The organism is Magnetococcales bacterium (assembly GCA_015228935.1).
Classification (GTDB): Bacteria; Pseudomonadota; Magnetococcia; order Magnetococcales; family DC0425bin3; genus HA3dbin3.
Genome location: JADGCO010000020.1, coordinates 25,127 through 51,970, shown reverse-complemented (window position 1 = coordinate 51,970; position 26,844 = coordinate 25,127). Strand labels below are relative to the sequence as shown.

Annotated in this window: 19 protein-coding genes; 12 read left to right on the top strand and 7 right to left on the bottom strand. The window is 52.9% G+C overall.

Annotated elements, in window-relative coordinates; translation table 11 throughout:
• Positions 1–250: 250 nt before the first annotated feature.
• The 4 genes from HQL65_07270 to HQL65_07255 all read right to left on the bottom strand — a co-directional run bounded on the left by HQL65_07270 (position 251) and on the right by HQL65_07255 (position 3,915).
• Entirely contained in the window at positions 251–559 is a 309-nt protein-coding gene (locus HQL65_07270) for a transposase (protein MBF0136024.1), read from the bottom strand.
• 25 nt (positions 560–584) lie between these two features.
• The gene (locus HQL65_07265) at positions 585–2,675 is read right to left on the bottom strand and encodes a GAF domain-containing protein (GenBank protein MBF0136023.1); all 2,091 of its coding nucleotides are present in this window, start codon (positions 2,673–2,675) and stop codon (positions 585–587) included.
• Positions 2,676–2,942: 267 nt separating this feature from the next.
• Complete coding sequence (locus HQL65_07260; protein ID MBF0136022.1) at positions 2,943–3,332, bottom strand: DUF1987 domain-containing protein; 390 nt, start codon at positions 3,330–3,332, stop codon at positions 2,943–2,945.
• Positions 3,333–3,357: 25 nt separating this feature from the next.
• Positions 3,358–3,915, bottom strand: a complete 558-nt coding sequence (locus tag HQL65_07255; protein ID MBF0136021.1) for a hypothetical protein — start codon at positions 3,913–3,915, stop codon at positions 3,358–3,360.
• A 203-nt stretch (positions 3,916–4,118) separates the two neighbouring features.
• On the opposite strand from HQL65_07255, the gene HQL65_07250 reads away from it, so the two are divergent.
• The 3 genes from HQL65_07250 to HQL65_07240 all read left to right on the top strand — a co-directional run bounded on the left by HQL65_07250 (position 4,119) and on the right by HQL65_07240 (position 8,260).
• Positions 4,119–4,901: a DUF3142 domain-containing protein gene (locus HQL65_07250; GenBank protein MBF0136020.1), complete on the top strand. Its 783-nt coding sequence runs from the start codon at positions 4,119–4,121 to the stop codon at positions 4,899–4,901.
• Positions 4,902–4,916: 15 nt separating this feature from the next.
• The gene (locus HQL65_07245) at positions 4,917–7,634 is read left to right on the top strand and encodes a hypothetical protein (protein ID MBF0136019.1); all 2,718 of its coding nucleotides are present in this window, start codon (positions 4,917–4,919) and stop codon (positions 7,632–7,634) included.
• A gap of 227 nt (positions 7,635–7,861) precedes the next feature.
• On the top strand, positions 7,862–8,260 hold the full coding sequence (locus HQL65_07240; GenBank protein ID MBF0136018.1) for a response regulator: 399 nt from the start codon (positions 7,862–7,864) through the stop codon (positions 8,258–8,260).
• Between the two features lie 157 nt (positions 8,261–8,417).
• Here HQL65_07240 and HQL65_07235 read toward each other — a convergent pair whose 3' ends face one another.
• Together HQL65_07235 and HQL65_07230 are read right to left on the bottom strand one after the other, a co-directional pair.
• Positions 8,418–9,143, bottom strand: a complete 726-nt coding sequence (locus HQL65_07235) for an isoprenylcysteine carboxylmethyltransferase family protein (GenBank protein MBF0136017.1) — start codon at positions 9,141–9,143, stop codon at positions 8,418–8,420.
• A complete protein-coding gene (locus HQL65_07230; protein MBF0136016.1) occupies positions 9,143–9,436 on the bottom strand; it encodes a DUF1640 domain-containing protein in 294 nt (97 codons plus the stop codon). Before HQL65_07230 ends, HQL65_07235 begins: the two co-directional genes overlap by 1 nt.
• Positions 9,437–9,707: 271 nt before the next feature.
• Here HQL65_07230 and HQL65_07225 point away from each other — a divergent pair, with 271 nt between their 5' ends.
• The 5 genes from HQL65_07225 (at position 9,708) to HQL65_07205 (ending at position 19,490) form a co-directional block, all read left to right on the top strand.
• A complete protein-coding gene (locus tag HQL65_07225) occupies positions 9,708–10,565 on the top strand; it encodes a co-chaperone YbbN (GenBank protein MBF0136015.1) in 858 nt (285 codons plus the stop codon).
• 155 nt (positions 10,566–10,720) lie between these two features.
• Positions 10,721–11,308 carry a hypothetical protein gene (locus tag HQL65_07220; protein MBF0136014.1) on the top strand — a complete coding sequence of 196 codons (588 nt, stop codon included), beginning with the start codon at positions 10,721–10,723 and terminating at the stop codon, positions 11,306–11,308.
• 257 nt (positions 11,309–11,565) lie between these two features.
• Entirely contained in the window at positions 11,566–15,318 is a 3,753-nt protein-coding gene (locus HQL65_07215; GenBank protein MBF0136013.1) for a response regulator, read from the top strand.
• 4 nt (positions 15,319–15,322) lie between these two features.
• Positions 15,323–16,204 carry a protein-glutamate O-methyltransferase CheR gene (locus HQL65_07210; protein MBF0136012.1) on the top strand — a complete coding sequence of 294 codons (882 nt, stop codon included), beginning with the start codon at positions 15,323–15,325 and terminating at the stop codon, positions 16,202–16,204.
• Entirely contained in the window at positions 16,164–19,490 is a 3,327-nt protein-coding gene (locus HQL65_07205) for a response regulator (GenBank protein MBF0136011.1), read from the top strand. Before HQL65_07210 ends, HQL65_07205 begins: the two co-directional genes overlap by 41 nt.
• 111 nt (positions 19,491–19,601) lie before the next feature.
• Here the strand turns inward: HQL65_07205 and HQL65_07200 are convergent, their stop codons facing one another.
• A complete protein-coding gene (locus tag HQL65_07200) occupies positions 19,602–21,164 on the bottom strand; it encodes a radical SAM protein (protein MBF0136010.1) in 1,563 nt (520 codons plus the stop codon).
• A 287-nt stretch (positions 21,165–21,451) separates the two neighbouring features.
• Between HQL65_07200 and HQL65_07195 the strand changes: the two genes are divergently transcribed.
• From HQL65_07195 to HQL65_07180, 4 genes are all read left to right on the top strand, one after another.
• On the top strand, positions 21,452–22,657 hold the full coding sequence (locus tag HQL65_07195) for a class I SAM-dependent methyltransferase (protein MBF0136009.1): 1,206 nt from the start codon (positions 21,452–21,454) through the stop codon (positions 22,655–22,657).
• A 215-nt stretch (positions 22,658–22,872) separates the two neighbouring features.
• On the top strand, positions 22,873–24,132 hold the full coding sequence (locus HQL65_07190) for an ImmA/IrrE family metallo-endopeptidase (protein ID MBF0136008.1): 1,260 nt from the start codon (positions 22,873–22,875) through the stop codon (positions 24,130–24,132).
• Positions 24,129–24,587: a PIN domain-containing protein gene (locus tag HQL65_07185; GenBank protein MBF0136007.1), complete on the top strand. Its 459-nt coding sequence runs from the start codon at positions 24,129–24,131 to the stop codon at positions 24,585–24,587. The genes HQL65_07190 and HQL65_07185 overlap by 4 nt, the downstream gene beginning before the upstream one ends.
• 327 nt (positions 24,588–24,914) lie before the next feature.
• On the top strand, positions 24,915–26,804 hold the full coding sequence (locus tag HQL65_07180) for a potassium transporter Kup (protein MBF0136006.1): 1,890 nt from the start codon (positions 24,915–24,917) through the stop codon (positions 26,802–26,804).
• The last annotated feature ends 40 nt before the right edge of the window (positions 26,805–26,844 follow it).

The window sequence follows — 26,844 nt, the reverse complement described above, 5'->3', positions numbered from 1 at the left end:
TTTAGTAAAATATTGAAATAAATCAGATTTTGCACTACAGATGACGAACATGGGTCAAGCCAAAAGTCCCGAGGAATGGCACCGTTGTGACAATTGACCTGACCATGGCGATGGCACCAAGCATAGAATTTGTCGCGGCCAATTCCAATCCAACCAATGAGACGGATAACGGGAATTTCAGTCAACTCAGCATAACGCCTTATGAAAACAACCACTTCATCACGGGTCTCTGGGGAAATCCAGGAGCGCATCAGATTTCCCCAAGACTTTTTTTTACCGCAACGTAATCCTCCATGATCTGAGCTATCACCATGTCTTTGTTGGCTAATTTCTCTTTCAACGTCTCAATCTGTTTTCGGTGTTTTGATGCATCAACATCTTGTTTTGGTTCAAAAAGTGAGTTCATACCCTCGAACATGACCTTTTGCCACTTGTAAAAAAGTGTGGGATGGATGCCATGTTGATCACAGAGATCCGAGACCGGAACCTTGTTGATCAAATGCTCCCGTAGGATGCTGGCCTTTTCCTGGGGTGAGTAATTTTTTCGTCTTTTGGACACGACTTGTTCCTCCGATTGGCAGCCATCATATATAGCTTAACCAAAAGATGGAATTGTCGGATTTCAACTGAGGCAAAACACATTTCTCCGGCAAGGTCAGATAGGCAGCCAAATCCACCTTATCGATCTGGTGTGGATGAAGATAAATATCGGCGTAACTTTTCCAGACCTGGCTCTTGACGAACAGTTCAAACAAATCCGGATCGATATGCTGATCCTTGCACATGAATTTCATGATGCGCAAAGCCTCGTTGACGGTTTTGGCCTTTTTATAGGGGCGATCCGAGGCCGTCAGGGCCTCGAAAATATCGGCAATGGCCAGGATGCGGGCCTGCACCGGCATGTCATCGCGCTTGAGGCGGCGCGGATAACCGGTGCCGATCATGGTCTCGTGGTGGGCACCGGCAAAGGCACTGACCCGCTGCATGTTTTTGGGGAACGGCAGCTTGTCGAGCATGACGATGGTATTGATGACATGCTCGACGATCTTGAAGCGTTCTTCTTCGGTCAAGGTTCCCCGGGCAATGCGCAGATTGTACAATTCTCCATAGTTGTACAACGCCTCCGGGACGGTCACCTTGAAGCCCCAGTGGGCCGGATCATACGACAGGGGGTGTGTCTTGCGTGGCACGATCATGTCCGGCTTGTCGGCCAGCAACTTTTCCCGGTTTGGTAACGGTGTTTTGGGCACATCCCGCAACCGCTCCAGTTCACCCTCGGAGATTCCCAGACGGTCATCAAAATACCGTGTCCATTCAATGGCGGCAATCTGCTCCAGGCGCGCCAGGCGGCTGGGACTCATGAACTCTCCACCGACATTGCTTTCGGCAACAAAAGCAAAATCTTCGTTCAGTTTCTGCAACTGCTGATCGAGTTCTGCCTGCAAAAGATCCCGCTGGCCACCGGCGAGGAGGCGTTCCTGAAAATCAATGATACGATCCCGGCGCAACACCTCGAAACGGGTCCGGATTTCATGGATACGGTTGTAGATGGTCTCCAGCTTGGTGGCCTTGTCCACGACATATTCCGGCGTGGTGACCTTGCCGCAGTCGTGCAACCAACCCGCCAGATGAAATTCCCGCCAGGCATCGGTATCCATGCTGAATTCGGCAAATGGTCCCGTGGTTTCCTGACAGGCGGCCTCAGCCAGCATGCGACCCAATTCCGGCACCCGCTCGCAATGGCCGCCGGTATACGGGGATTTGGCATCGATGGCTGCTGCAATGATCTTGATCACGGAATCGAACAGTTCTGCCTGGGCCTTGATGAGATACAGATTATCCAGGGCAATGGCAGCCTGGGCTCCCAGGGCTTCGACAAATCCGGTCAGATTGGCATCGAACGGCTGGACAGCACCGGTTTCCTGGTCGAGGGAATTGATCAGTTGCAAGACTCCGATACACTCCCCTTTGCGGGATTTAAGCGATACGGTCAACATGGAAACGGTGCGATAACCAGTTTCGGCATCCACTTTCCGGGTGCCGGACAAATCGAATCGGGTCTCCTGATAGACATCATCAATCCGCACCGACTCCCCGCTCAAGGCCACACAGGTGGACACATAGTTCAGGTTGGGCTGACCCGTGACCGGATCGTACAAGGGAATGGTAAAACTGGGCATTTCATCCGTCTTGGAACGCAGGGCAAAACGCAGATGATTGTCTTCGGTGCGCAGATAGAGCGTGGCCGCATCGGCCTGACTGATCTCCTTGCCACTCCATAAAATGCGCTTGAGCAATACATTCAAATCCTGCTCGGCAGAAAGGGCTATGCCCAATTCGACCAGTTTTTGCAGTTTGTCCTGGGAGTAGACCAGCGCCTTGGTACGATCACGCACCTTGGCTTCCAGCACTTCGGCGTGGCGACCGAGTTCGGCATGGGCTTCCTGCAACTCGGTTTGCTGTTTTCTGACCTGAAGGTTGGCATCCTTGAGAGACTCTTCGTTGCGGTCGTTTACCTTGACCAACCGTCTGGTTGTCTTGATCAGTTTGCGGTAGGCCGCATGATGGACCAAGAACGCCTGGCGCAACGCCTCCGTCGTCAAATCGGACCGCTCCAGCAGGGCATCACCGGCATCCAGGATCTGTTGTTCCTCTTCAAAAGCATCATAACTCATGCATGCGACTCCCGACGGTATCCGGTGGCACCCATCCTGGTTTTGCACCCTTCAGACTTGAATGGGACGTAACTATTCAGCTTCCCTGCTAAAAAACGTTTGAAAAACAGGGATGGAGGTCCAGGAGGAAGGGCTGTGCCCTTCCTCCTGGCGGGGTTTGAAGCGGAGCCCCAACAAAGTCTTTCATATCAAACTCTTTTTTTGCAGGGGTTCTGAATAGATACAATGGGACATGCCTGCAAGCAGTCCAGGAAGTTCCAGGTATATTCAAGGTGCGGTTTTGGGCACCAGATTGAATTCGGCGTTGGACAGTTCCTCGCCAAACTCTTCACCCAGTTCTTGCATGTTGTCATCGTCCGCCTCAAAATGCCAGTTGATCACCACCTTGTTGCCTTTGGCAGCAACCTGGTCCAGGGTGTCGAACAATCCCATGAGTACTTTGGCACTGGAGCTGTTGAAATAGATCAGATCAAAGTCAAAGATCAGACTGGCTCCGGCAAGTCCGGTGACATGTTCCTTGAACTTGTTCAGGATCGGACCATAAAATTCCGCGACATTCTCGGGATAGGACTCGCCCTGCAAGGCAAATTGGTTGCTTGAAAAGTCAAAATCAATGGCGGGTGCCCGTTCGGAGGATTTGATATGAATATTGTCCATATGTTGGTGTCCCATGCAGGTGTCGTTAAACGTAAGCCTTGAATGAAAAAAATGCGCTGTCAGCATTGACCTCGATGAATTCATACTCGAAGCCTTGGGTAGCCAGGCGGACCATGTCTATGAATCCCACGCCGGCTCCCTTGCTCCCTTCGGGAACATCTCCTTTAAGAACCTGTTTGTAAAGGGCACGGATGCCATCCTGATCCAGAGAACGCAAGTGATCCAGCTTCCCTCGTAAACGCGGCACATCCGTCAAATGAACCAGATTGCCACAATTGACATAGTAGCGTCCGTCGGCAGCTTTTCCAACCACGACGACGCCAAAAGAGATTTCTTCTGGTTTGTCGCCACTCGTATCTTGTTCGCGCTCCGTCGAATAGCGGATGATGTTTTGTACCTGTTCGACAAACAGAGAGAACAAATTCCGGACCATTTTTTTGTCACCGGTGTCGATGGTCAGCTTGCTGCGCAGAGCCTTGCCCATGCCCGACAACACATCCTCGGTGACATAGCCGCTGTAGCAAAACATGACCCCTTCGTCCTGCAACATGTTGCGAAAACGCAACAACTCTTGAGCGACCATGATCCTGGATCCTTTCTTGGCGCAAAAGCAGTGTAAACCATTTGCAAACCATCGGCAATTCAATATACGCTTCTGTCCCGTGCCACACGCCTCTTTCGCGATACAATTGTTCCGTGGTCCATCATCAAATTTTATAACCAATCATTCACTGGGAAGGTATTGTAAATTCTTTCCCGTGACCGGCGAAGGAAAAATTAAATGTCATGCCCAATGTTTTAATGACCTGCCGGCGGCAGGTGGGTGGATGGGTTTTCATTCTGCTGTTGCCATTCACCCTGGTCACGGACGCGGCGCGGTACCATCCCATCTCTCCCCTCCCCCTGCCACCCGTCATGATCTGGGCCTGGGATCGTCCGGAAGATTTGGATTTTATCAATCCCGCCCAGGTGGGGGTGGCATTTCTCGCCACGCATATCCTGGTGGACAAGCGGGGAATTCGCGAACAACCCCGGGGTAATCCCTTGTGGGTTCCGACCAATACCATTCGGGTGGCGGTGGTCCGCCTGGAGGTTCGACCGGGCACCACGCTCCAGGAATCGCACCTGCTCGCCACGACCGAGGCCATCCTGGGAATATGGCGTCATCCCCGTCTGGCAGCCATGCAGCTTGATTTTGAAGCCTCCCTGTCCCAACGCCCGTTTTACCGTGCCCTGTTGAACGAGTTGCGCCGTCAGTGGCCGACGGAGATCCCCCTTTCCATTACGGCACTGGCATCCTGGTGCATGGAACAGCAGTGGCTGGAAAAATTGCCGGTAGACGAAATTGTCCCCATGGCCTATCGCATGGGCAGCGAAGCCACCCCCCTTTTGCGAGCATGGCTGGCAGCAGGGGGCCAATTTCGGCAACCAGTCTGCCATCAAAGCCTTGGTTTGGCCACCGATGAACCCCTGTCTCTTCCCAAAGCAGGTCGGCGCATCTATCTTTTCGCTCCCCAACCCTGGACTCCAACCTTGTTGCACACCATGCTTTCCCGGATCACTTCATGAGACCCGGAACCCCGCTTGACCACCCTGCGCTTGACCACCCTGCGCTTGACCACTCTGCGCTTGACCACTCTGCGCTTGACCTTGTATAATCTGGATTTACACCTTCATGAACACCCTATTTTCTTGGACAACCCCATGCACCACACCCCGCATCTTTCCGTACACTCCCGGCAAAGACGATCATGGTCCCTGTTTTCATCTGTTGCTCTCATGCTGGTCGGATTGGGCATCGCAATGTCTGTTCACGCCTCTGGCGTGGGTGTTCCTGAAGTGGTCATGGTTGGCAGGGAGGGATTGGACCCTGGCTGGCCAACGCGCCTGACGGCCACCCGACCGGGCATCCTGCGTTCCGATTGGTCATTGAGCCAACGATTTGTTTTTTATCGGCAGTTGCTGGGGCTGTCGGTCAGCCGCAGCGACCATGAGTTGTTCCTGCTGGGGCCTGCCACCACCTGGATTGCACCTGAAGCCCCTCAACAATCAAGGGCACCAGAAACGGATGGAAACAAACTGTGGAACACCGTGCGTGCCCTGGTGAACGAACCGGTCAAAGACTTTTCGCAGGCATCCAGGTCCAGAAAACCCTTTAAATACTATCGATCCGATGAAAATTATTATGTTGATGATGACGACACGGTGATGCGCATCTGTCACCCGGATGCCTTCAAGGTGGCTGCCGAAACCTTGCAGGAGCGTATCCGGTCCCACGGTGCGGATCACCCTGAAGTTCGGGAATGGGTTCGCGGACAGGAGATGGTTTTCGCCAACTGCAACAACGCCAACCAGACGCCGGATCTCCTGCCTGGCACAGTTTCCCCCTGGCTTCAGGCTGACCGGGCCTATCAACGGGCGGCGGCTTTGTTTTACCAAAACCGTTTGCCCCAGGCCCTGGCAGCTTTTCAGGAAATTGCTGCCGATACCACATCTCCGTGGCAGGCTCTGGCCATTTATCTTCAGGCCAGAACCCTGATTCACATGGCCAAACTCTGCCAGAGAGAAGCCGAAACCTCCTGGCGAAGGGAACGGGAGTTTGATCCTCCTGGCGATTTTTCACCACCTCCCCTGTCCGGGCCGGCGCGGGAAAAACTGGCCCAGGCCCGTCTCATTCTGGAGTCCATGTTGAAAGATTCCCGCCAAACGGCCTATCAGAGGACCGCATCCCTGACCCTCAATCGCATCGATTATCTGCTGCAACCAGAGACCCTGGCCACAACCCTGGAACACCGTCTGCTGGCTCCGCAACTCTCTCCGGATGCCGCCATTGAATTTCACGATTTTATATTATTGCTGACCAGAAAAAAACAAAAGACCGATCTGGGCACATGGTTGCAACTTTATGATCAAACCTGCCAAAGCCGGATCCGCCGGTCGCAAACCAATTATTTGCACAGACAGATCACGAATCCTCGCAAATACGGGACCTGCCAGACAGGCCCCACTTCCAACAAAATGCAGCAACCTGTAACAACGGAAAAACCACCTCTTGACCCCCAAGCCATGTTTCATCTCTGGCAGAAAAAAGGCACCCTGCCCTGGCTGGTGGTTGCCCTGGCAATGACCCGGGTGGATGACCCCTGGCGTTCCGAGGTGGAACAAGCCGGGCAGTATCTTCCGCCAGAATCTCCAGCCTATCTGACTGTCAGATGGCACCTGGCACGTCTCCTGATCCAGGACAATCGCCTCGTCGAAGCCCGTTCCATGCTTGATGACGTGCTGGCCCTGCCCGACCTGGATACCATCTCCCGCAATCTGTTTCTCGTCGAGCGCCTGGCAACGGCACCCACGCAACATCTCTGGCTGCTGGATGCCACCCGTCGGGCGGCCTACGTGGCCAATTTCAATGAAATTTCCGATCCGGAAAGCCGGATTGCCGTTCCCCTGCTTCCAGAGGATTACAATAAATATTTTACCCAACGGTTATTGAATATCAGAAAAGAGTTGCAACAGGACCCCCGATATTTTGATTCGGATGTCGTCTCAATTTTCAATACCAGCATTCCCATCAAACGCCTGCACGACATCGCCTTGAAAAACCCTTTTCCACGCCACTTGCATCGCGATACGATTCTGCTGGCCTGGGTCAGAGCCATCGTCCTGAACCGCCTGGATCTGGCCACCGATCTGGCCCCGGAACTGGCCCACCATTTTCCGGAAACAAACCCCATTTTCACCCGTTTTACGGCCAGCCAGGAAGAAAATGAACGTGCGTTTCTGGCTGCTCTGGCAATCTTGCGGCTGCCTGGTGCCAATCTCGATTTCAGGCCCGGATTTGGTTACTTCCATCCCAGAAATGAAATCGGTCATCATCACGGACGCTGGTGGGCCGATCCCGTGACCCCCGCCCAGGATGAGTTCCCTGCCCAGCAAGATGATCCCGATATGGCCAGGGATCATACCCGTCTGCACCATATCCTCTGCCCCACATGTGTGTTTCATGAATTCAGTGTGCAACCTCCCATTTTTATCCAGAAAAAGGAGATGCAGCAGGCCATCCGGGAGCAGGATCGCCTGTCCCGTTTGCCAGGTGTTCTGGCCTGGACCGCAGCCCGTATCCTGCCCTGGGTGCGTTCCCACCCGGAAGAACCTCTGGCCCCGGAGGCACTCCATCTTCTGGTGCGTTGTGGCCGTTTCAGCCATCAAAAAGGGGATCAGCCCCGACAGGCCTGGAACCTCCTCCACAAACACTATCCCAACTCCCCATGGACACAAAAAACCCCCTACTGGTACCAATGATGAAATCCATTCTGAATATTTCTTAAAATTTTGCAACCCATCAAAACCATTTCGAAATACATTTGACACCAGGAACTTTGTTGGATTTCCATCTGAAACTATTTAAATCCAGAAACCATCAAACGGCATGTTTCATGATTGCTTTATTCTGCCAAGATCGCTAGAATTCTCTTAGATAACTTTGCACGAAATGCCACTGACCTTTCTGAACCGGGAAAGCCACGGACATGAAATTCCTGATCGCAGATGATAACGCCCATAACCGGTTACTGATGGACCATATTCTCTCGCCGTATGGACGATGCGATCATGCCACCAATGGCCGCGAGGCCTTCGAAATCTTCGAAATGGCCCTGGTTCATGGTGAACCTTACAGCCTGGTCTGTCTGGACATCATGATGCCAAAATTCGATGGTCACATGGCCTTGAAGAAAATGCGCGAGCTGGAAACCACCCTGCGTCCCAATGACCGCGAGACGATCATCATGATGGTAACGGCTTTGGACACCGAAGGACACATGGTCAAAGCCTTCCTTGAAGGAGGATGTACTGACTATCTTGTCAAACCCGTCAAGAAAGACAAGGTGATTGAAAAACTACGGACCTATCGCCTCATCAAAGCATGAATGTTTTCGGGAAATATTCAGACCTGAAAAGCATGCTCGTCGAGAAATCTTGTAAAAAATACGTGAATCAGCCACAGGGAGGGGTAGATTCCGGATTTCGCTCTGCATGGATTTTTACGGAGAAGACGGACGCTTTTATTTTTTCCATGGTCGAAGATCATGGGCGCTTCAGGAACGGAAACAGCATTGGCACCCTCTTTCGGTACGAGTCATAGGGTTTACCGATGGTGCGCAACAAATCCCGCTCCTCGAAAAAGATACCGACAAAAATATATCCCGTCAAAAACAGGGCCAACAAAAAATGTCCCATGGTCATGGCCGGGGTTGCCCAAAGCACAATCAAGGTGCCCAGCATGATGGGATGACGCACGAGCCTGTACAGCCCTTTTTCATCAAACGGGGGGGATACATAGGGGCGATTCAACAAATAGCACTGGACCTGCCGCAGACCAAACAAGTCATAATGATCAATATGGAAAGAGGCCACCAGGGGAGCCACGACACCCACAAGATACAAGGCCAGGAGGATCGTCTTTCCCCATATGTTTTCCACCTGCCAAAGCATCTGCGGCATGGGTTGCCATTGCCACATGACCAGGGCCAGCAACACCGAAGCCAACAAAACATACACGCTTCGCTCAAGATGGGCGGGAAGATGCCGCAACAGCCATTTTTTGAAAAAATGGCGTGGTGTGATGCTGTGATGCAGGGCAAAAACGGCCAACAATACCAAGTTGATTGTGAGCGCCAGTGACAGGTCGCTACCGGTCAGCGGGGCATCGATGGATTTTGGCACATAAAAGTTGGCCAGAAATCCGGCAAAATACATGAAAACAACATTGAACGCAGCGTAGGCAACAAGGCCGAAGATGAAATGAAACATCAGCGCAGGGGAAGCATCTTGAGGATGGTGAAGATGAACACGCACTGCCCAGCGGCCACACCAAACATCCACTTGATAATTTCGGCCTTGGATGCCTCGATGTCCTTGCGCAATTCCGCCTTGGCAAGTTCGATGGTGTGTTCCAAATCCCCCCTGGTGGCCAAATCTTCCATGCGTGCATCACGCACCTCGCGCAGCGCAGTCGCAACCTCCTCGGCCTGTTGTTCAGAAAACCCAACAGCCTTGAAGCGTTTGATGAAGGCATGCGTGTCGAAAGTCGTGGCAATACTCATGGCTCTCCCCTTTGGTCCTTTGTCCACTCTGCTCCACTGCTCATCCTGCTGCTGCTGCTTCTGCTTCTCTCTTCTACCGTCCCGGCACGGGTGATGTCAACCTTTTCCGCTCTTTGCAAGCAGCAGGTCCCACTTCCAACCACGCCCGGCACACGTTGCATTTTGCAGAAAAATAGTCGAGTATGTCCAGCCTGATGGACATGCGGAGTCGCAAAAAGTTCTGCGATGAAAAATCCTGACCAGACAAGATGATGAAGGGTGACGGACGATCATGGCTAAATCCAAATGGATCATTGATGTAGACGACGGGAGCTTTGCAAAGTTGGTGTTGGACGGTTCACTGGATGTGCCGGTACTGGTGGATTTTTGGGCACCCTGGTGCGGACCATGCCGGACCTTGGGTCCTTTGCTGGAAAAATTGGCCATCGAAATGGATGGCCGGTTTGTCCTGGCCAAAATCAATTCCGATCAAAATCCACAATTGGGCAAGGAGTTTGGTATCCAGGGAATCCCGGCAGTGCTGCTGTTTGTCGATGGACAGGTGGCGGACCGGTTTACGGGTGCCCTGCCGGAGTCGGCGGTGCGCAAGTTTCTCGACAAGGCCCTTCCATCGGCTGCGGAAAAGCTGGCAACCCAGGGCATCCAACTCGCTCGCCAGGGTAATTTCAAAGGGGCACAGACGCAGTTTCGTGCCGCCTTGGAAAAGGATCCACGGCACGTCAATTCCATCCTGGGACTGGCACAGGTTCTGATGGCCATGGGCAAGAATGACGAGGCCCGTGCCACCCTTGGCAATCTTTCTCCGCAGGATGCCGACCGTCCCGAGGCCAAGACCATTCTGGCCCGCCTGACCTTCCAGAATGATGGCATCGATATTGGCAAGCTCCAAAAAAAAATTCAGGCCAACCCCAACGATTTGTCCCTGCTTCTCGATCTGGGCCGCGCCCTGATCGCCCAGCAACAGTATGAATCCGGCATGGATCAGTTCCTGGAGGTGGTCAGGCGGGATCGAACATTCCAGGAAGACGCCGGTCGCAAGGCCTTGTTGCAGGCCTTCGACATGCTGGGACCAACCCATCCCCTGGTCCGGGCCTACCGCTCCAAACTTTCGACCATCCTGTTTTCCTGAACGAGGCACAAAAAACTCCTCAACTCCGCCCCCCTTTTTGCCGATCCATGAAGCAAGCCACGGGTACGGGCTGGCTCTGTAAAAATGAACAGCTCACCTCCGCCAGGGAAGGTATTCGGGTTGGCGACCGAAATTGAGTGCAGGAGGTCAAAGACATGGAAATCACCCATCTGCAAGGCTTGCAAGCCTTGCAACAAATTCAACCAGAAGTGAACGATCAAGCCGTTGAGCGGCCAGAACCCCGTCAGACGGATGCCGGGCGGTCTGCGTGGCAAGAACCGGCCTCGACCCTCTCTCTCGGTGACGGCAAAGCGGTTGCCGCCGGGAAATCTTCACCAACACCACCCGCTTGGCGTGATGCAGGAAGTAACCGCGACGGCAGGGGTGCCGAAGATAAAACTCTCCCACCCCTTTTGCGGGGTGGCCAAAAGGTGACCGGTGATCGCCCGGTCCCAGCCAAACCGGCCCCGGATGGCATCCTGCGTCCGTGGAACGACTCGGCCAACTCCCAAGGCAACGCAAAGGAAGTTGCCGCAGCCAGGGAACAGATCGATACGCAAACCAAAGCCGAACCCGTGATGCGGGCCATCAAGGAAAAGGTGGACAATCTGTTCAAGGTCTATCCAAACGGCGGTTCCGAAAAACATGCCGAACGGGTTCCTTCCCACCCCAAACCGCATTATGGAACCAACCCAGCCATTCTGGCACGGAAACAGGCCGTGTCGGTGGATCGCTATGCCTGAAAAATAAATCCAGAAATCCAGATTTTCCTGAAAAGGGCCGGAATCTCCAAAGGATTCCGGCTTTTTTTTTCATCTTTTCAAATCCTTCAGAGTGAAAGACCGCCACATTTGTGGAATTGATTATTTTTTTAATTATATTTCAATCAGTTGCATAATTATTCACTCTTTTCCGGAACGGCCTGAAACTATAAAATCTTCAAAAAATATTGAATTTACCCGATTCAGTTGCTATATTTCAGGGAACTGGAAATCCAAATTTGAACTCCAAGGTCATGGCTGGTGAGTCGGCACGGCGTGTTCCGTGCAGTCATGCCGATAAGGGAGTGGTCGTGGTGAAGTTGAGAAATATTTCCATCAGGCCCAGGCTGATCGCCATGTTTTTGTTGATCGGCCTGCTGCCATTGGTCTTGACAACGTGGTTTTCCAATCATATTGCCGGCAGTGCCCTGTTGGACAAAACATTCCGGCAACTTGAAACAGTCCAACAAGCCAAAAAAGCCCAAATCGAATCCTATATGGCTGAACGCATGGCCGATCTTGTCAACATGGCCAGCGACGAAACAACCATCGCCACCATGGAACATTTTCGTAAAGTTTTCAATGATTTTGATAAAGAAAAGCAGGGAATTGGTGATCAAAAATGGGAAAAAAGCCTGGATCAACGATTTGTTACCCAGATTCTGAGAATCAATAAATATTATGGTTACCATGATATTTTGTTCTTGAGCAATGATGGAGACGTTGTTTATACCGCAGCCGGGGAAGCCGATCTGGGGACCAATGTCACCCAAAAGGCAATGAAAAACTCTCCATTAGGCAAGATATTTGTCCAAGCACAAATCGACAAGGCGTTCCAGGATTTCGAACCCTATGCCCCGTCCGATTATCGTCATGCGGCGTTTATCGGGGCACCCGTAAAAAAGGATGGGCAACGCATCGGGGTATTGGTTTTTCAACTGCCAACCGATCCAATCAATACCATCATGACCGCCCGGGTCGGCATGGGAAAAACCGGCGAAACTTTTCTGGTTGGCAAGCATGAAGGGATCATCTCCTATCGAAGTGATCGACCCGTCCATCACGGCAAAATCGGACAACATGCACTGGGACCGTTTTTTGAAAAAGTGTTCCTGGGCAAAGGTGGTCAGGAAGTGGGCCTGGGCAGCATTGGCAAGACGCAGTTGCTGTCGTACCTGCCCCTCGAACTCCCTGGCCTGCAATGGGCCATCATTGGTGCCATGGAACTGGAAGAGGTCGAGGAACCGATTCGAAATTTGAACCTGGTCACCATCGTGCTGGGGCTCTTTCTGTCAGGTCTGGTCACCGGGGCCGCTTTCTTGATCTCCAGAAGTTTTGCCAACCCTCTGCTGGACATGAACAAGGCCGCCGACAAAATTTCAACAGGAGACTGGTCAACCCGGGTGGCTGTGGATGGAACCGATGAATTGGGCCAACTGGCCACAGCTTTCAACCGGATGGCCATCAACAATGAAGAGCAATTCTGGGTCAAATCCTCCCTCTCCGAAATGACCACCATCATCCAGACATCCGACTCCCCGGAGAGTTTTGCTGCGGCATTGATTCGCAAATTGACCCCCCTCCTGGGATGTGGTCACGGTGTCATGTTCGTTCTCGATGACGAAGATCGGCATTTTCATCTGCTGGGAAGCTATGGCTACAAGGAGCGGAAAAATCTCAGCCATGTTTTTGCCTTGGGAGAGGGACTGGTCGGTCAGTGTGCCCTGGAGAAAAAATCCATCCTGCTGAGTGGCGTTGCGGGCGATCATGTCCGAATCACCACGGGTCTGGGCGAATCGGCACCCCTGGCCATCATGGCCATCCCATTGATTTTCCAGGACCATGTCTTAGCCGTCATCGAACTGGCCTCCCCCCAGCCCTTCTCTCCAAGCCACAAGATGCTCCTGGAAGAACTGGTTTCGACCCTGGGTCTTGGCCTGGAAAACCTGAAGCGCAATCAACGGACCACGCAATTATTGCAAAAAACGCAACGCCAAGCCGAGGAGTTGGACAGTCAGAGCGAAGAGATGCGGCGTGCCAATGAAGAACTTCAGGTTCAGAGTGAAAAAGTCCGGCAGGCCAATGAAGAGCTGCAAAGCCAGAATGAAAAAGTGCGACGTGCCAATGAAGAACTGGAAGAACAGTCCCAGGTTCTCGTTAAAAATGAGGAGGAATTACGCACCCAGCAGGCTGCCCTGGAACAAGCCTATGCAGACCTGATGAAAACGCGCAAGGAAATTGAACTCAAAGCAGCGGACCTGGATGCGGCAAACCGTTACAAATCCCAGTTTCTGGCCAATATGTCCCATGAATTGCGCACCCCCCTGAACAGTCTTCTCATTCTCGCCAAAGGTTTTGCTGACAACGAGGATGGCAATCTGACCCGGGATCAGGTGGAAGCTGCCCGGATCATGCATGGCAGTGGAGCCGATTTGTTGGAATTGATCAATGACATCCTGGATCTTTCCAAAATTGAGGCCGGCAAAATGGATCTTCATGTCACGGCCATGCATGTTGTCGATTTTGCAGACAGCATTCGCACACAGTTCAAGCATGTGGCGCAGGCTAAAAATCTGGATTGGAACGTCACGGTCCACAAGGATGCCCCTGAAAAAATATGGACGGATGTGGGCAAGGTCAAACAAATCGCCAAAAATTTTCTCGCCAATTCTTTTAAATTTACCGAAAAAGGCAGCGTCTCGGTGGTGTTTGCACATCGGGAAGAGGGTGGATTGATTTTTTCCGTGGTGGACACCGGAATTGGCATCCCCAAAAATAAACATCGCATGATTTTCGAGGCCTTTCAGCAAGCCGATGGCGGGACCAGCCGAAAATTCGGCGGTACCGGCCTTGGCCTTTCCATCGTCCGGGAGCTGGCCCGCCTGTTGGGCGGGGAAATCCGTCTGGACAGCGAGGTTGGCAAAGGGAGTACCTTCAGCCTTCTGCTGCCTGCCGGGGCTGGAAACTCCAGTACGGATCCTGGTCCAGGATCCCCTCCCCCCTCCCCTGCCACCCCACCACTTGATGGTATCCCTGCGACAGACGGTCTGGAACCACAACAGGAGCTGGGCAAACCGGGAAAAGGCGTCCTGGGAATTCTGGACAGGCCCGTGACCAGAGAAAAAATCCAGAAGGTCCTGGAGGAGCTGGATTGTCACCCAAAAGATAAACAAGCCAGGCTTCTTTTGGTGGAAGACGATCCCGATTCCTGCAAGGTGACAGCCAAAATTCTGAAAAAGGATGGTATTGCAATGGCCGTGGCGAAAAACTGTCACGAAGCCATGCAGTTGCTGCGCACGGAACCCTTTGATTGCATGATCCTGGATCTGAGTCTCCCGGATTGCAGCGGCTTTGAACTGCTGGAACACATGGCACACGACCTGTCGATCCAAAAACTGCCGGTTGTGATCCATTCGGGCCGGGATTTGTCACGGGAAGAGTATTTCCGCCTGCGCCACTACACGGATGCCCTGGTAACCAAGGGAACACCGGATTCTGGAGAACGCCTTGCCAGGGAGGTTGGTGCGTTTTTACATCAGGCCGTGGTGACGCCGCCAGAAGAGTCCTCAACCGGAACAACGTCGTTTCAGGATTGGAAAAAAGTCTTCAGCAACACCAGCATCCTCCTGGTGGATGACGATGTCCGCAATACTTTTTCCCTCTCCCGAACCCTGGAAAAAAGGGGAATCAACGTCATCATGGCCCCGGATGGATTGACCGCCCTGGATCTTTTGAATCACGCTGCACGGCCTGTCGATGCCGTGTTGATGGATGTCATGATGCCCGGTCTGGATGGTCATGAAGTCACCCGCCGCATCCGGGAAAAAGAAGGTTTCCAGGCCATACCCATCATTGGCCTGAGTGCCAAGACCATGGAAGAAGATCGACAAAAATCCCTGGCAGCCGGCATGGATCGCTTCCTCTCCAAGCCCGTGGATATCGAACATCTCCTCGGACAATTACAGGATCTCATCTTCAGGGAACAACAGTGATTCCATGACTCGGGAAGAGATCCAGGATATTGAAATACAACTGTTGCTGGAAGCATTGCGCCTGCGATACGGTTACGATTTTCGCAACTATGTTGCAACCTCGTTGCGCCGCCGAATCCTCCAATGTCTCGCCGTATGCCATTTGACGCACATTTCGGAAATCATCCCCAGACTGTTGCATGAAGGATTGTTTCTGGAGCGTTTGCTGGGTGTCCTGACCGTCTCGGTCACCTCTCTTTTCCGGGACCCGCCCGTGTTTCTGGCCTTGCGGGAACTGACTGTACCCATGTTAAAAACGCACCATTTCGTCAACATCTGGATCGCGGGTTGTGCCACCGGGGAAGAAGTCTATACAATGGCCATCCTGTTGCAGGAAGAAGGGATCTATGAACGGGCACAAATTTTTGCCACGGACATCAACGAAGAGTCCATCCACTCTGCCCGCGAAGGCATCTATGGGGCAGACCGATGGAAAGAATTCGAACTGAACTATAAAAGTGCAGGGGGCCGGGAGTCGCTCCTGAACTATTGCAAAGTGGACCATGATCAGATCCAGATGGATCCTGAACTAAAAAAGAATGTGGTGTTTTCCAATCATAACCTGGCTACGGATGGCACATTTGCCGAAATGAACCTGATTCTTTGTCGAAATGTTCTCATCTATTTTGATGAATCTTTGCAAAAAAAAGTGTTCACGCTGTTCCATGAGAGCCTGAGCCGCGGAGGACATCTCTGCCTTGGCACCTCGGAAAGCCTCATGTGTTGTCAGGCCAGCCACGATTTCAAGACCGTATCAGACAGGCATCGAATATTCATGACGGGGTTCAAAAGGGGAAGAAAAATTGGTGCCCGAAGACCAGCCCAAAAGCAGGATTCTCATCGTTGACGACATCCCTGCCAATCTGTTCTCTCTCAGGCAACTCCTCGCCGGCGTGGATGCCGAGGTCATGGAAGCTGAATCGGGGCGCGAGGCCTTGCTTCTCTGCCTGAAACACGATTTTGCCCTGGTCCTCCTGGATGTCAACATGCCGGAGATGGATGGCTTCGAGGTGGCGGAAAATTTGCATGGCTCCAGTCAAACCCGGTCCATCCCGATCATTTTCATCACCGCCTACTATTCTGATGAGCTTTACCAGGTGAAGGGTTATGAGTCCGGTGCCGTGGACTACATCACCAAACCCATCAATGACCGGATCCTCCTTTCCAAGGTAAAAATTTTCCTGGAACTGCATGATCATCGACGTACCCTGGCCATTCAGGCCAAGATACTGGACGCCAGAAATCAAGAATTGCAAAAAGAAATCTTGATCCGCAAGCAGGCTGAATCATTCCTGAAGGAGTCCGCCCAATCGCGCGCCACCCGGCAGCTCCTGCTGCAAACCCTCCTGGAACCCATGACACTGGCGCAGCAATTACAAAGATCTCTGGAAATCATCCTGAATATTCCCTGGTTGGCCATTCTTGCCAAAGGAAGCATTTTTCTGGTCGATACAAAAACCGGAAATCTGGTCATGACCGCGCAGTGCAATCTGGCCGAATATTTATTGACCGCCTGCGCCCGGATTTCACCAGGCTTCTGTCTCTGTGGAAAAGCATCCCAGACAAAAGAGATTGTTTTTGCAACACAAATTGATGACCGGCATGATGTCCGTTATGACGACATGGAACCGCATGGACATTATTGCGTGCCCATCCTGCAAGGTGACACCCTCCTGGGCGTACTCAATCTCTATGTCGAAGAAGGTTATCGCCGGGAATCCCTGCATGATCTGCTCCTGTCCGACATTTCCCAAACCCTGGCCGGAATCATTGATCGCCGCCAAATGGATGATGTTCTGCAAAGAGCCAAAAGGGATGCGGAAAATGCGAACCATGCCAAGAGTATTTTTCTGGCCAACATGAGCCACGAGATTCGAACCCCGATGAATGCAGTGATCGGCCTGGCCGATCTGGCGTTGCAGATGGAGGTGACGCCAAAATTGCGCGATTATCTGGTCAAAATTTCCAAATCCTCGCAATCCCTGTTGCGCATCATCAACGATATTCTGGACTTTTCCAAAATCGAGGAAGGAAAACTCGAACTGGAAATGGCGGATTTTTTTCTCAGGGACGTTTTTGACCACCTGATCGACCTGTTCCGGGCCAGAATCACGGAAAAAAATCTTGAACTGATCATGAGTGTTTCAGAAGGGTTTCACTTTGAATTACAAGGTGATTTCCTGCGTCTCGAACAGGTATTGCTGAATCTGATCGGCAATGCCATCAAGTTTACCGATGAAGGTGAAATTGAGGTGGGGGTCCACACGGTTCTGGAATCGGAAAGCGATTTGACCCTGGAATTTTGCATCCGGGACACTGGCATTGGCATGACGGAGGAACAGGTCAGCAAGCTTTTCCAGGCCTTTTCACAAGCCGACAATACCATTACCCGCAAATATGGCGGATCAGGATTGGGACTCTCCATCAGCAAAAAGCTGGTTGAAATGATGGGCGGCAAAATCTGGGCAACCTCCCAGCCTGGACAAGGCAGCCAATTTTATTTTACTGCCAGATTCCTGCGCCATGCAAATCCGGGTCATGAAACCATGCACGCCCCCGAGGGCATGGCAGGTCTCAAGGTATTGATTGTGGACGACAACAAGAGCGCCCGCAGCGCCATGTTGAAAGTGATCGGCATGTTCAATTTTGCCGGCACAGCAGTTGATTCCGGACAGGAAGCCATCGAAATCATCAAACAAAACGTTGATGCAGGCACTCCCTTCCAACTGGTGTTGATGGATTGGCTCATGCCGGAAATGGATGGCATCCAGACCATCCGGAAAATCAAGACCAGGGTACCGAAAAAACATTTTCCAAAAACAATCCTCATGATTCCCTGTGATCGTGAGGAAAAGTTACGCAAAACCGGCCAGGCGGAAGGCGTGCATGCCCACCTCCTGAAGCCGGTCAACTGTTCCATTCTGTTCGACACGATCATGACCCTTTTCGGCCACGAAGTCACCAGGGCTTATCGACAGGGAAGTCAGGTCATCGACACGAAAAACATCCTGGAACGTATCGGCGGGGCACGGGTTCTGCTGGTCGAGGATAATGCCATCAACCGGCAAGTGGCCGGGGAAATCCTGGCCAATATCGGTCTCGTCGTGGATATGGCCCACGATGGCAAGGAAGCCTTGGCCAAGGTCATGGAGGCGGATTATGACATTGTCCTCATGGATATCCAAATGCCCGTCATGGATGGCTACAATGCCACACACCAGATTCGGAACAATGAAAAATTCAAGGATTTACCTATTATTGCCATGACCGCTCACGCCATGAAGGGAGATCGGGAAAAAAGCATCCGTGCCGGTATGAATGATCATGTGTCCAAACCCATCAACAGGACCCGGCTTTATGCGACATTGGTAAAATGGATACCCCCCCGGGCAGGGCTTGGCTTGGTCGCTGTTCCAGAACGTACCCCGAAAAGTGAACAGGCTGGTCCGGATATTCCCGATCATTTGCCAGGACTGGGCGTGAACGCAGCCCTGGAGCGACTCAATGGCAATCGCCGCTTGTTTCAGTCGTTGTTGTTTGAATTCCATCGTGATTATGCGCAATCAGACCAGACGATTCGCACCCTGTTGACCAGCAACAATCCGGATGATGCCCAATCTGCCGCACGAATCGTTCATACAGTCAAAGGCATGGCTGGCAATATTGCGGCACAAGACCTCTTTGCCACCGCCGTGGCCCTGGAAAAAGCGATGGCCTCGGAAACAAACAACCTGCCCCGGACGCTTGACCTTTTTTCCAGGACACTGGCCGAAGTCGTCACCACAATCGGTGAATTGCAGCGTCAGGTCAAGGCGAAGGAGGCTGCCAAAAATGTTGCAGAGGCGGGGTCCACCAAGCCCTTGCAGATGGACGTGATCATTCCCCTGATGGCAGAGCTGTCCCAACTGCTGCGACTCCACGCCTTCGAAACCCTGCGCACGTTTGACCGCCTCAAACCCCTCCTGAACGGTGCCTCCGCCGACGTGCAGAAAGAACTGATGCGCATGGCAGAACAGATCGAAAAGATCGATTTCAAAAGCGCACGGCAGACACAGACCATTATTGCCAACCTGTTGGCAATTCCTGAAGATACCCTGGCCCATGGACAACCGGAAACAAGCTCCCTCTCCTGAATACTTGAGGTTCCCGCTGTATTCCCTGCCCGTTGCCGACCTGGGAGCAGACCTTCCCGCTGCACTCCCTGCCCGTTGATGACCTGGGACCAGTCATTCCCACTGCTTTCTCTACCCGTTGACGACCTGGGAAAACCGTCCACTCTTATCCAGAAGTCCTTCCAAAGGTGGCACAGGTGATGGCCGGTTGGTGGTGGTCTCCTTCCCTTCGGCATTGGGAAAATAGATACCCAGATTGCGGATGGTGTTGCGGCGCCAGCGTTCCAACTCCTCCAGACCGATGCCGGCCATCCGCGCAAAACGGGCCTTTTTTTCAGGGCTTTTGAAATTGATGCGATCCCATTCCATGGCACGCAACATGTGCAACTCCTGGGGTGAAAACTCTTCCGTGGTGATGCAGCCCCGGCCAAAACCAAAAAACTGCGTGCCCCCAAAATGAAACCCTTCCGGAAGATAACCCCGGTCACGGGCAATGGTATACATTTCGGTTTTGGGCAAAGGTGTGGCAATGTGGAACGAGGTCATGTCGGTATCCATCTCCTCGGCAAAACGAAACGTGTCGCGAATCTGATCCCAGGTTTCACCCGGAATGCCGATGATAAAATCGCTGGCCGTTTCGAAACCGAGTTCCCGTGCTTTTTTCATGATACCGGATATTTTGTCGAGTTTGACCGGTTTCTTCAGTACCTCGTCCAGGACATATTGATTGCCAGACTCAATGGGCAGGATGAGTTGGTAACATTTCGCCTGCCACATCAGTTCAAGGAGATCGTCTGTCAGCAGAAAGGTGGCCAGGTTGACCGATTTCCAGTGCAAATCGTGGTTGCGTTCGATCAATCCGTGCAAAATTTTCTTGAAGCGCGGTCGGTTCAGGATCAGGTTGTCATCGAGAAAGAGAATTTCTTTCACGCCATATTTTTCCACGAGCCAATCCACTTCCCGCAAGACGTTTTCTGCCGAGCGCCAACGCACCTTGCGGCCATCGATGGCCTGGGTGGAACAGTAGATACAGGGATAGGGACAACCACGGCTGGTGACAGTCATGGCGTAGGGTTCGTAACGCGCATTCATCACATTGCCGTAGGCATTGTTGGTCGTAAAGTAACTCGGATAGGCCGCCTTTTCATAGTCCGGGAACGGCACCTCATCCAGATCCGCAATGAAATCCACGATGGGATTGATGATCACCTGGCCGGACCTGCGCCAACCGAGACCATCAAAGTGGCTGAAATCCTTGTCGCCCTGGGCCAGTGCCCGCAGCAACCTGGGCCAGCGCCGCTCCCCCTCCCCCAACACCGCATAATCCGCCACACCATCCCGCATGGCCTCTTCCGTGGAAGTGGTCACATAAGGCCCGCCCAGGATGATTCGGGTGTGCGGCAGGCGCTCCTTGATGGCAAGGGCATAGCGATGGAACGTGGGGGCATATTCCAGGGACATGCAGGTGATCCCCACCACATCCGGGGCAAAGTCAGCAATCCTGTTGACCGCATCCTCGAAGGAAACGTTGCCCAGGTGCGGATCAAACAATTGAACCGTGAAATTTTTGGGGGTGACCGCACTGAGCAGGGAGAGGGTATAGGGTGGAACAACCCAGAGCCGCTTGCCAAACCATGAGGTGTTGGGAACGGTGATCAGGATGCGTTGGATGGTATCCCTGTGGCCTTTGTCCATGGTGCCTGTAACTCCTGCAATAAAGTGTGGTCACGTCCCGGCAGGAAAGCTCTCACCCATCTAAGCATAATTCGTACCATTTATTGCAAGCACCCCCCTCACAACAAAAAATCCGGCCAACAACGCCCCACCCGGCCAGACTGTCACGTAAATACGCTTGGGAAAAGCAACAAAAATGGTTATGATCCAGGCAAAAATTGCCGCATTGGCAACAATGGACCCGCAACGATTCGAACCATTGACCAGCAATCATTTCGCGCCGACGGCAAATACACAGGACCATGCCAATGTCTGAACCAGATCCGTCTTCCCTCCCCCCCCAACCATCCCTGGTCGGGTGTCATCTCTGTCAACACACGATCATGACCGGTGCCCCTGATTTTGCCTCCCATTATCGGGTAACCTCCGATTGTCAACCCTTCCCTGCCGGCGGCATGGTCCATTGCTGCACCCGGTGTGGCACCATTCAAAAAAATCCCGACCGCCACTGGCAGGCGGAGACGCGCCAAATCTATGCAGCCTACCAGATTTACGCCCAAACCGGCAGCGGTGAACATCCCGTCTTTGAATCCCAGGGACACATCATCAATCGTTCGGAAAAACTCCTGCACAATCTCCTGCAAGCCGTTCCACTCCCTGCAAGCGGTAGCCTGTTGGATATCGGCTGCGGCAATGGGAGTCTCCTGGAAAGTTTTTCCAGAATTCAGCCCGACTGGCAGTTGTATGGCACCGAATGGAACGATCAACACCGCCGCACCATTGAGGCCATCCCGGGTGTCAAAGGATTTTTTGTCGGAGACCCGGAACAGGCCCCGGGCCGCTTCGACCTGATCACGGTGGTGCATGTGCTGGAACATGTTCCCAATCCCGTTGCCTTTTTGCGCCGTTTGATGCCAAAACTGACCCCCAACGGCATTTTGTTTGTCCAGGTTCCCAATCTGCGCCGCAATCCCTTCGATCTCGTGGTGGCGGATCATTGCACCCATTTTACCGCCGCCACCTTGCGTCCTGTTCTTGCTGCAAGCGGCTTCACCATCCGGCACCTCACCAACCGCTGGGTGACCAAAGAGTTGTCCTTGATTGCACAACCTGCCAGGAATGATGTCCAGAATCCCGATGCAGGGGAGAGCGTGGCGCAGCAAAAGAGTCTGTTTCATGACAGCCTGACCTGGTTGCAGAAAGCATCGCGTGCCATCTGCCATGTGGAAGGCAAACCCCTGGCCCTGTTTGGCACCTCAATCGCCGCCACCTGGATGTTTCAAGAACGAACCCGGGTGGGAGATATCGATTTTTTTGTCGATGAAGACCCGCGCCAGTTTGGCCGACACCATCTGGGGCGTCCCATCCGCTCCCTGGATATTCCGGTTGGCACAACCCTGTTCATGCCATTCCTCCCGGAACAGTCCGCACCCATCGTACAACGTCTGTCCAAACCCCAATGGCGTTTCGTCGTGCTGCCGGCCATGCCCTCTGGCGGGCAAGAAATTTTCTGAATTCCTTGAATATCCTTTGGTTGCACAGCTCAAACACAGTCTCATGGCCTGCCGGACATGCACAAAGCTGTTTTCTGTTTGACGGATGAATGTCCGTCATGGCAGAATCTTGCTGATTCTTGCTGATTCTTGCTGATTCTTGCTGATTCTTTCAGGATGGTGCCAAACTGAGTTGGCTCTTGATGTGTACCGTATGAGCATCGTTTGGAGGATGTATGGACTCAACGGCAGGCAAATTGATTGCGACCGCACTGCGAACGGTGTACCAGGGCTTCGGTATCACCCCCGCTGCCGTTGCCGCTGATGCAGGAATAACCATCCAAAATCTGGAGGAAATCGCAGCGGGAAAACCGCTCGGCAATCAAGAAACAGATCGACTATTGCGGACCTTGCGTTTGGCCAAGGAACCACACTCTGCCGGGCTGTATGAAACACCAACCGACGATGAACCAGTCCGCATGTTGACGTTGCGACGGGAATTCATAGAGCTGGACGAAGAGTCCCGACTGCGGGTTTTCCAGCTTTCCCAGGATGCCCGCAATCTGGAATCTCTCCAGTACAGTTTGTCCCAATCCAGTTCGTGGGAACGCTTTATCGAGGCTCGCGATAAACTTGACCTTCCGCGCCCTGATGCAACCCTGCTGCCCTGGCAACAAGGGGAAAAGTTGGCCATTGCCCTGCGGCGGACCCTGAACTTGGGCAATCAACCCGTTGCATCCATGCGGAATCTGGTAAAAAACCATTTTCCCGGTTTGACCCTGCTGGACGGTCTGCTCGGACATAATGGACCAGAAGGCATTCTGTTCGCAGACAAGAGCCGAGGTGTCACGGTTGTCCTGAACCAGGCAATTCCCAAAAACAGGCTGCCATGGGTACGCCGTTTTAATCTGGCCCACGAGTTGGGTCATGCCCTGACCGACATCGGGCTGCGTCGTCCCATGGCACACGTCTCCCGCCATATGAGCGATTCCCAATTCGAGGTCGAGCAACGCGCCAATGCCTTTGCCGCCTATTTCCTGTGTCCCAGAAATGTGTTGCTCGATTTTGTTGATCAATTCCAGGATTCCCGGAAAGCCGTTGAACATGTCGTTGTCAACTACGGATTGCCTTACACAACCGTGCGAACTATTTTGAAAAACGTTGCTAATCTTGAGGTTCCTCCCCAACCGGCATCCGAACTTGATCTTGACAGATGGCAGCAGATGGAGTCCGAGCCAAGTCTTGAAGAATTTCCCCTGAACCAGATTCCCATGGAATATCGCTCAAACATGGCCCGGATGGCAACAGAACTGTTTTTACTGGCATCAATCACCCGCGATCAATACGCATGGACATTGGGGCTGGACTCTGACAGTTCCGTCGTCATAGAATTACCAAGACTTTTGTTCGGACCCGGCTGTCCTGCGGTGTTGTTTTCCGAGCTGCGTGAAATACTTGTCGCCAATAATATCGAAATTGATTTTTCAAGAACATGAGTGACACAAGTCAGGATTATGGACAAGACTATTTACTGGACACAAACATTGTCAGCGAACTGACTAAACGTAAACCTGATGAAGCCGTTTCTCGCTTTTTCATGGGGTTGCGCATCACAAACATCAGCGTTATCACACTCACCGAAATCCAATCTGGCATCGCAAAGGATACCGCGCAAGGGAAAAATGTCAAAGATTTGAGTGCATGGTTTTCTCACCTGCAAGCGGTTTCTGTAATCCATGATGTCACAAAAGATATTGCCATTCAGGCAGGCCAGTGGCGGGGTGAACTCATGGCCCGTGGTCGCAGCCGAGGGCTTGCAGATATCGTCATCGGGGCGACTGCCTTCGTGAAAGATATGACACTTGCGACAAGAAATGACAAGGATTTCTCGGAAATGGCCGTCTGCGGGCTTGATATTTGTAATCCTTTTACTTCCCAGTCCGGATCGTAGAAGCGCCACACCCTGGCCTGGTTGCGAAGGCATCCCGTGCCATCTGCCATGTGGCAGGCAAACCCCTGACCCTGTTTTGTATCTCAATCGCCGTCATCTGGATGACCATCGTGCAACGTCTGTCCAAACCCCAATGGCATTTCGTCGTGCTGCCGGCCATGCCCTCTGGCGGGCAAGAATCCATCTGAAACACCCGCATTTCCAGTCAGTTGGCGAACGGGGTCAAAGTGGTCCATTGACCTGAGCGCCATTGAGGGGTACCGTCCTGCGCATTCTGTGCAAGCAGAAACGACAGTCTTGACGGCATGTACAGGAGTGGACCAGGAGATGAACGATTTTTCGCCGCAGCGACGTGAGCGGCTGATGCAGGGAATCATTGCCTCGATTGGTGTGGTTTTTGGTGACATTGGCACCAGCCCACTCTACGCTGTTCAGGAAGCCCTTGGCGGACGAGACGGTTCAGCGGTTCCTGCGCCGGAAAATGTGCTGGGTGTGATCTCCCTCATCATTTGGTCGATGGCCATCGTCCTTTCCCTGAAATATCAATTTTTCATCATGCGCGCCGACAGTCAGGGTGAGGGAGGAACCTTGGCCCTGACCACCCTGGCCATGAAGCGCGTCGCCAATTCCCCGCATTTCAATAAAATTGTCCTGGGTATTGGCATGTTCGGGGTGTCGCTTTTCTTTGGCGATGGCGTCATCACACCAGCCATCTCGGTCCTGAGCGCCGTCGAGGGACTGGAAGTGGCCACTCCGGCCTTGAAACCTTACGTCATTCCAATCACCCTGACCGTACTGTTCATACTTTTTTTCTTTCAGCACAAAGGCACATCGAAGGTCGGTGCCCTGTTCGGTCCGGTCATGTGTCTCTGGTTTACCACCCTGGCCTTGCTGGGGGTGTTCAACATCATTCAGAATACGGAAATATTGCAGGCCTTCAACCCATGGTTCGGTGTGCGCTACCTCCTGTCGCAAGGCCACCATGCCCTGATGGTGCTGGGAATGGTCTTTCTGGCCGTGACCGGTGCCGAAGCCCTGTATGCGGACATGGGCCATTTTGGCAAGCTGACCATCAACCGGGCCTGGACTTATTTTGTTTTTCCCGCATTGATTCTCAACTATCTGGGCCAGGGTGCCCTGGTCCTGCGGGTTCCGACTGCGGCCTCCCAATCCTTCTATCTCTCCGCACCCTCCTGGGGTCTCTATCCCCTGGTCGCGCTGGCCACCATGGCCACGGTCATTGCCTCACAGGCCGTGATTTCGGGGGCTTTCTCGGCCGGGCAGCAGGCCATGCAACTGGGCTTGTTGCCGCGCCTCACGGTCATTCACACCTCGGATCGGGAAAAGGGACAGATTTATATTCCCGCCATCAATTGGACCTTGCTGGTGGCGGTCATGGGCGTGGTTGTCGGGTTTGGGAGTTCATCCAATCTGGCTTCTGCCTATGGGATTGCGGTCACCGGGGACATGCTCGCAGTGACCATCCTGGCCTTCGGGATTGTGCTGCGCTCCATGTTTGCCTGGGGTTGGCTGCGTACCTTGCTGTTGTTCAGTTTCTTTTTCACCATTGATCTGGCTTTCTTCTCGGCCAACGTCATGAAAATCATGGATGGCGGATGGTTCCCCCTGGTCATGGGCGGCGTCATCTATTTCCTGATGTCCACCTGGAGTCAGGGCCGGACCATCACCGAACATGCCGTGCGCCAGGAAAGCATTCCCCTGGCTCCATTCTTGCGTGGTTTCGAGAAAGAAGGGCCTGTCTGGGTGCCCGGCATTGCCATATTCATGACCTCCAACCCGGATCTGACCCCCATGCCCCTGGTGCAGATCATCAGCAAGTTTGGTTCACTGCGCGAGACGGTGATCATCCTGGTCGTGCGCAACGCCCCCACCCCCTATGTCGCAACCGAAGAACGTCTCACAGTCACCCCGTTGACAAACCGGTTTTATCAGGTCGTCCTGCGCTTCGGCTTCATGGAAAAACCGGATATTCCACTGGCCATGAAACCCCTCAAACTGGGAAATGAGCCTTTTGCCATCGAAGAAGCCACGTTCTTCCTGGGCAAGGCCACCTTCGTACCCGGTGGCAACGCCGTCATGGCCAATTGGCGCCTGCGTCTCTTTCTCAGCCTGACCAATGCTGCTGAAAGTCCCGCGTCGTTTTTCAAGCTTCCCCCGCAACAGGTGATGGATATCGGGACACGCATCATCTTGTAATGTCGTCAACCTGTTCAGGAATTAAGGAGAGATGCACGTT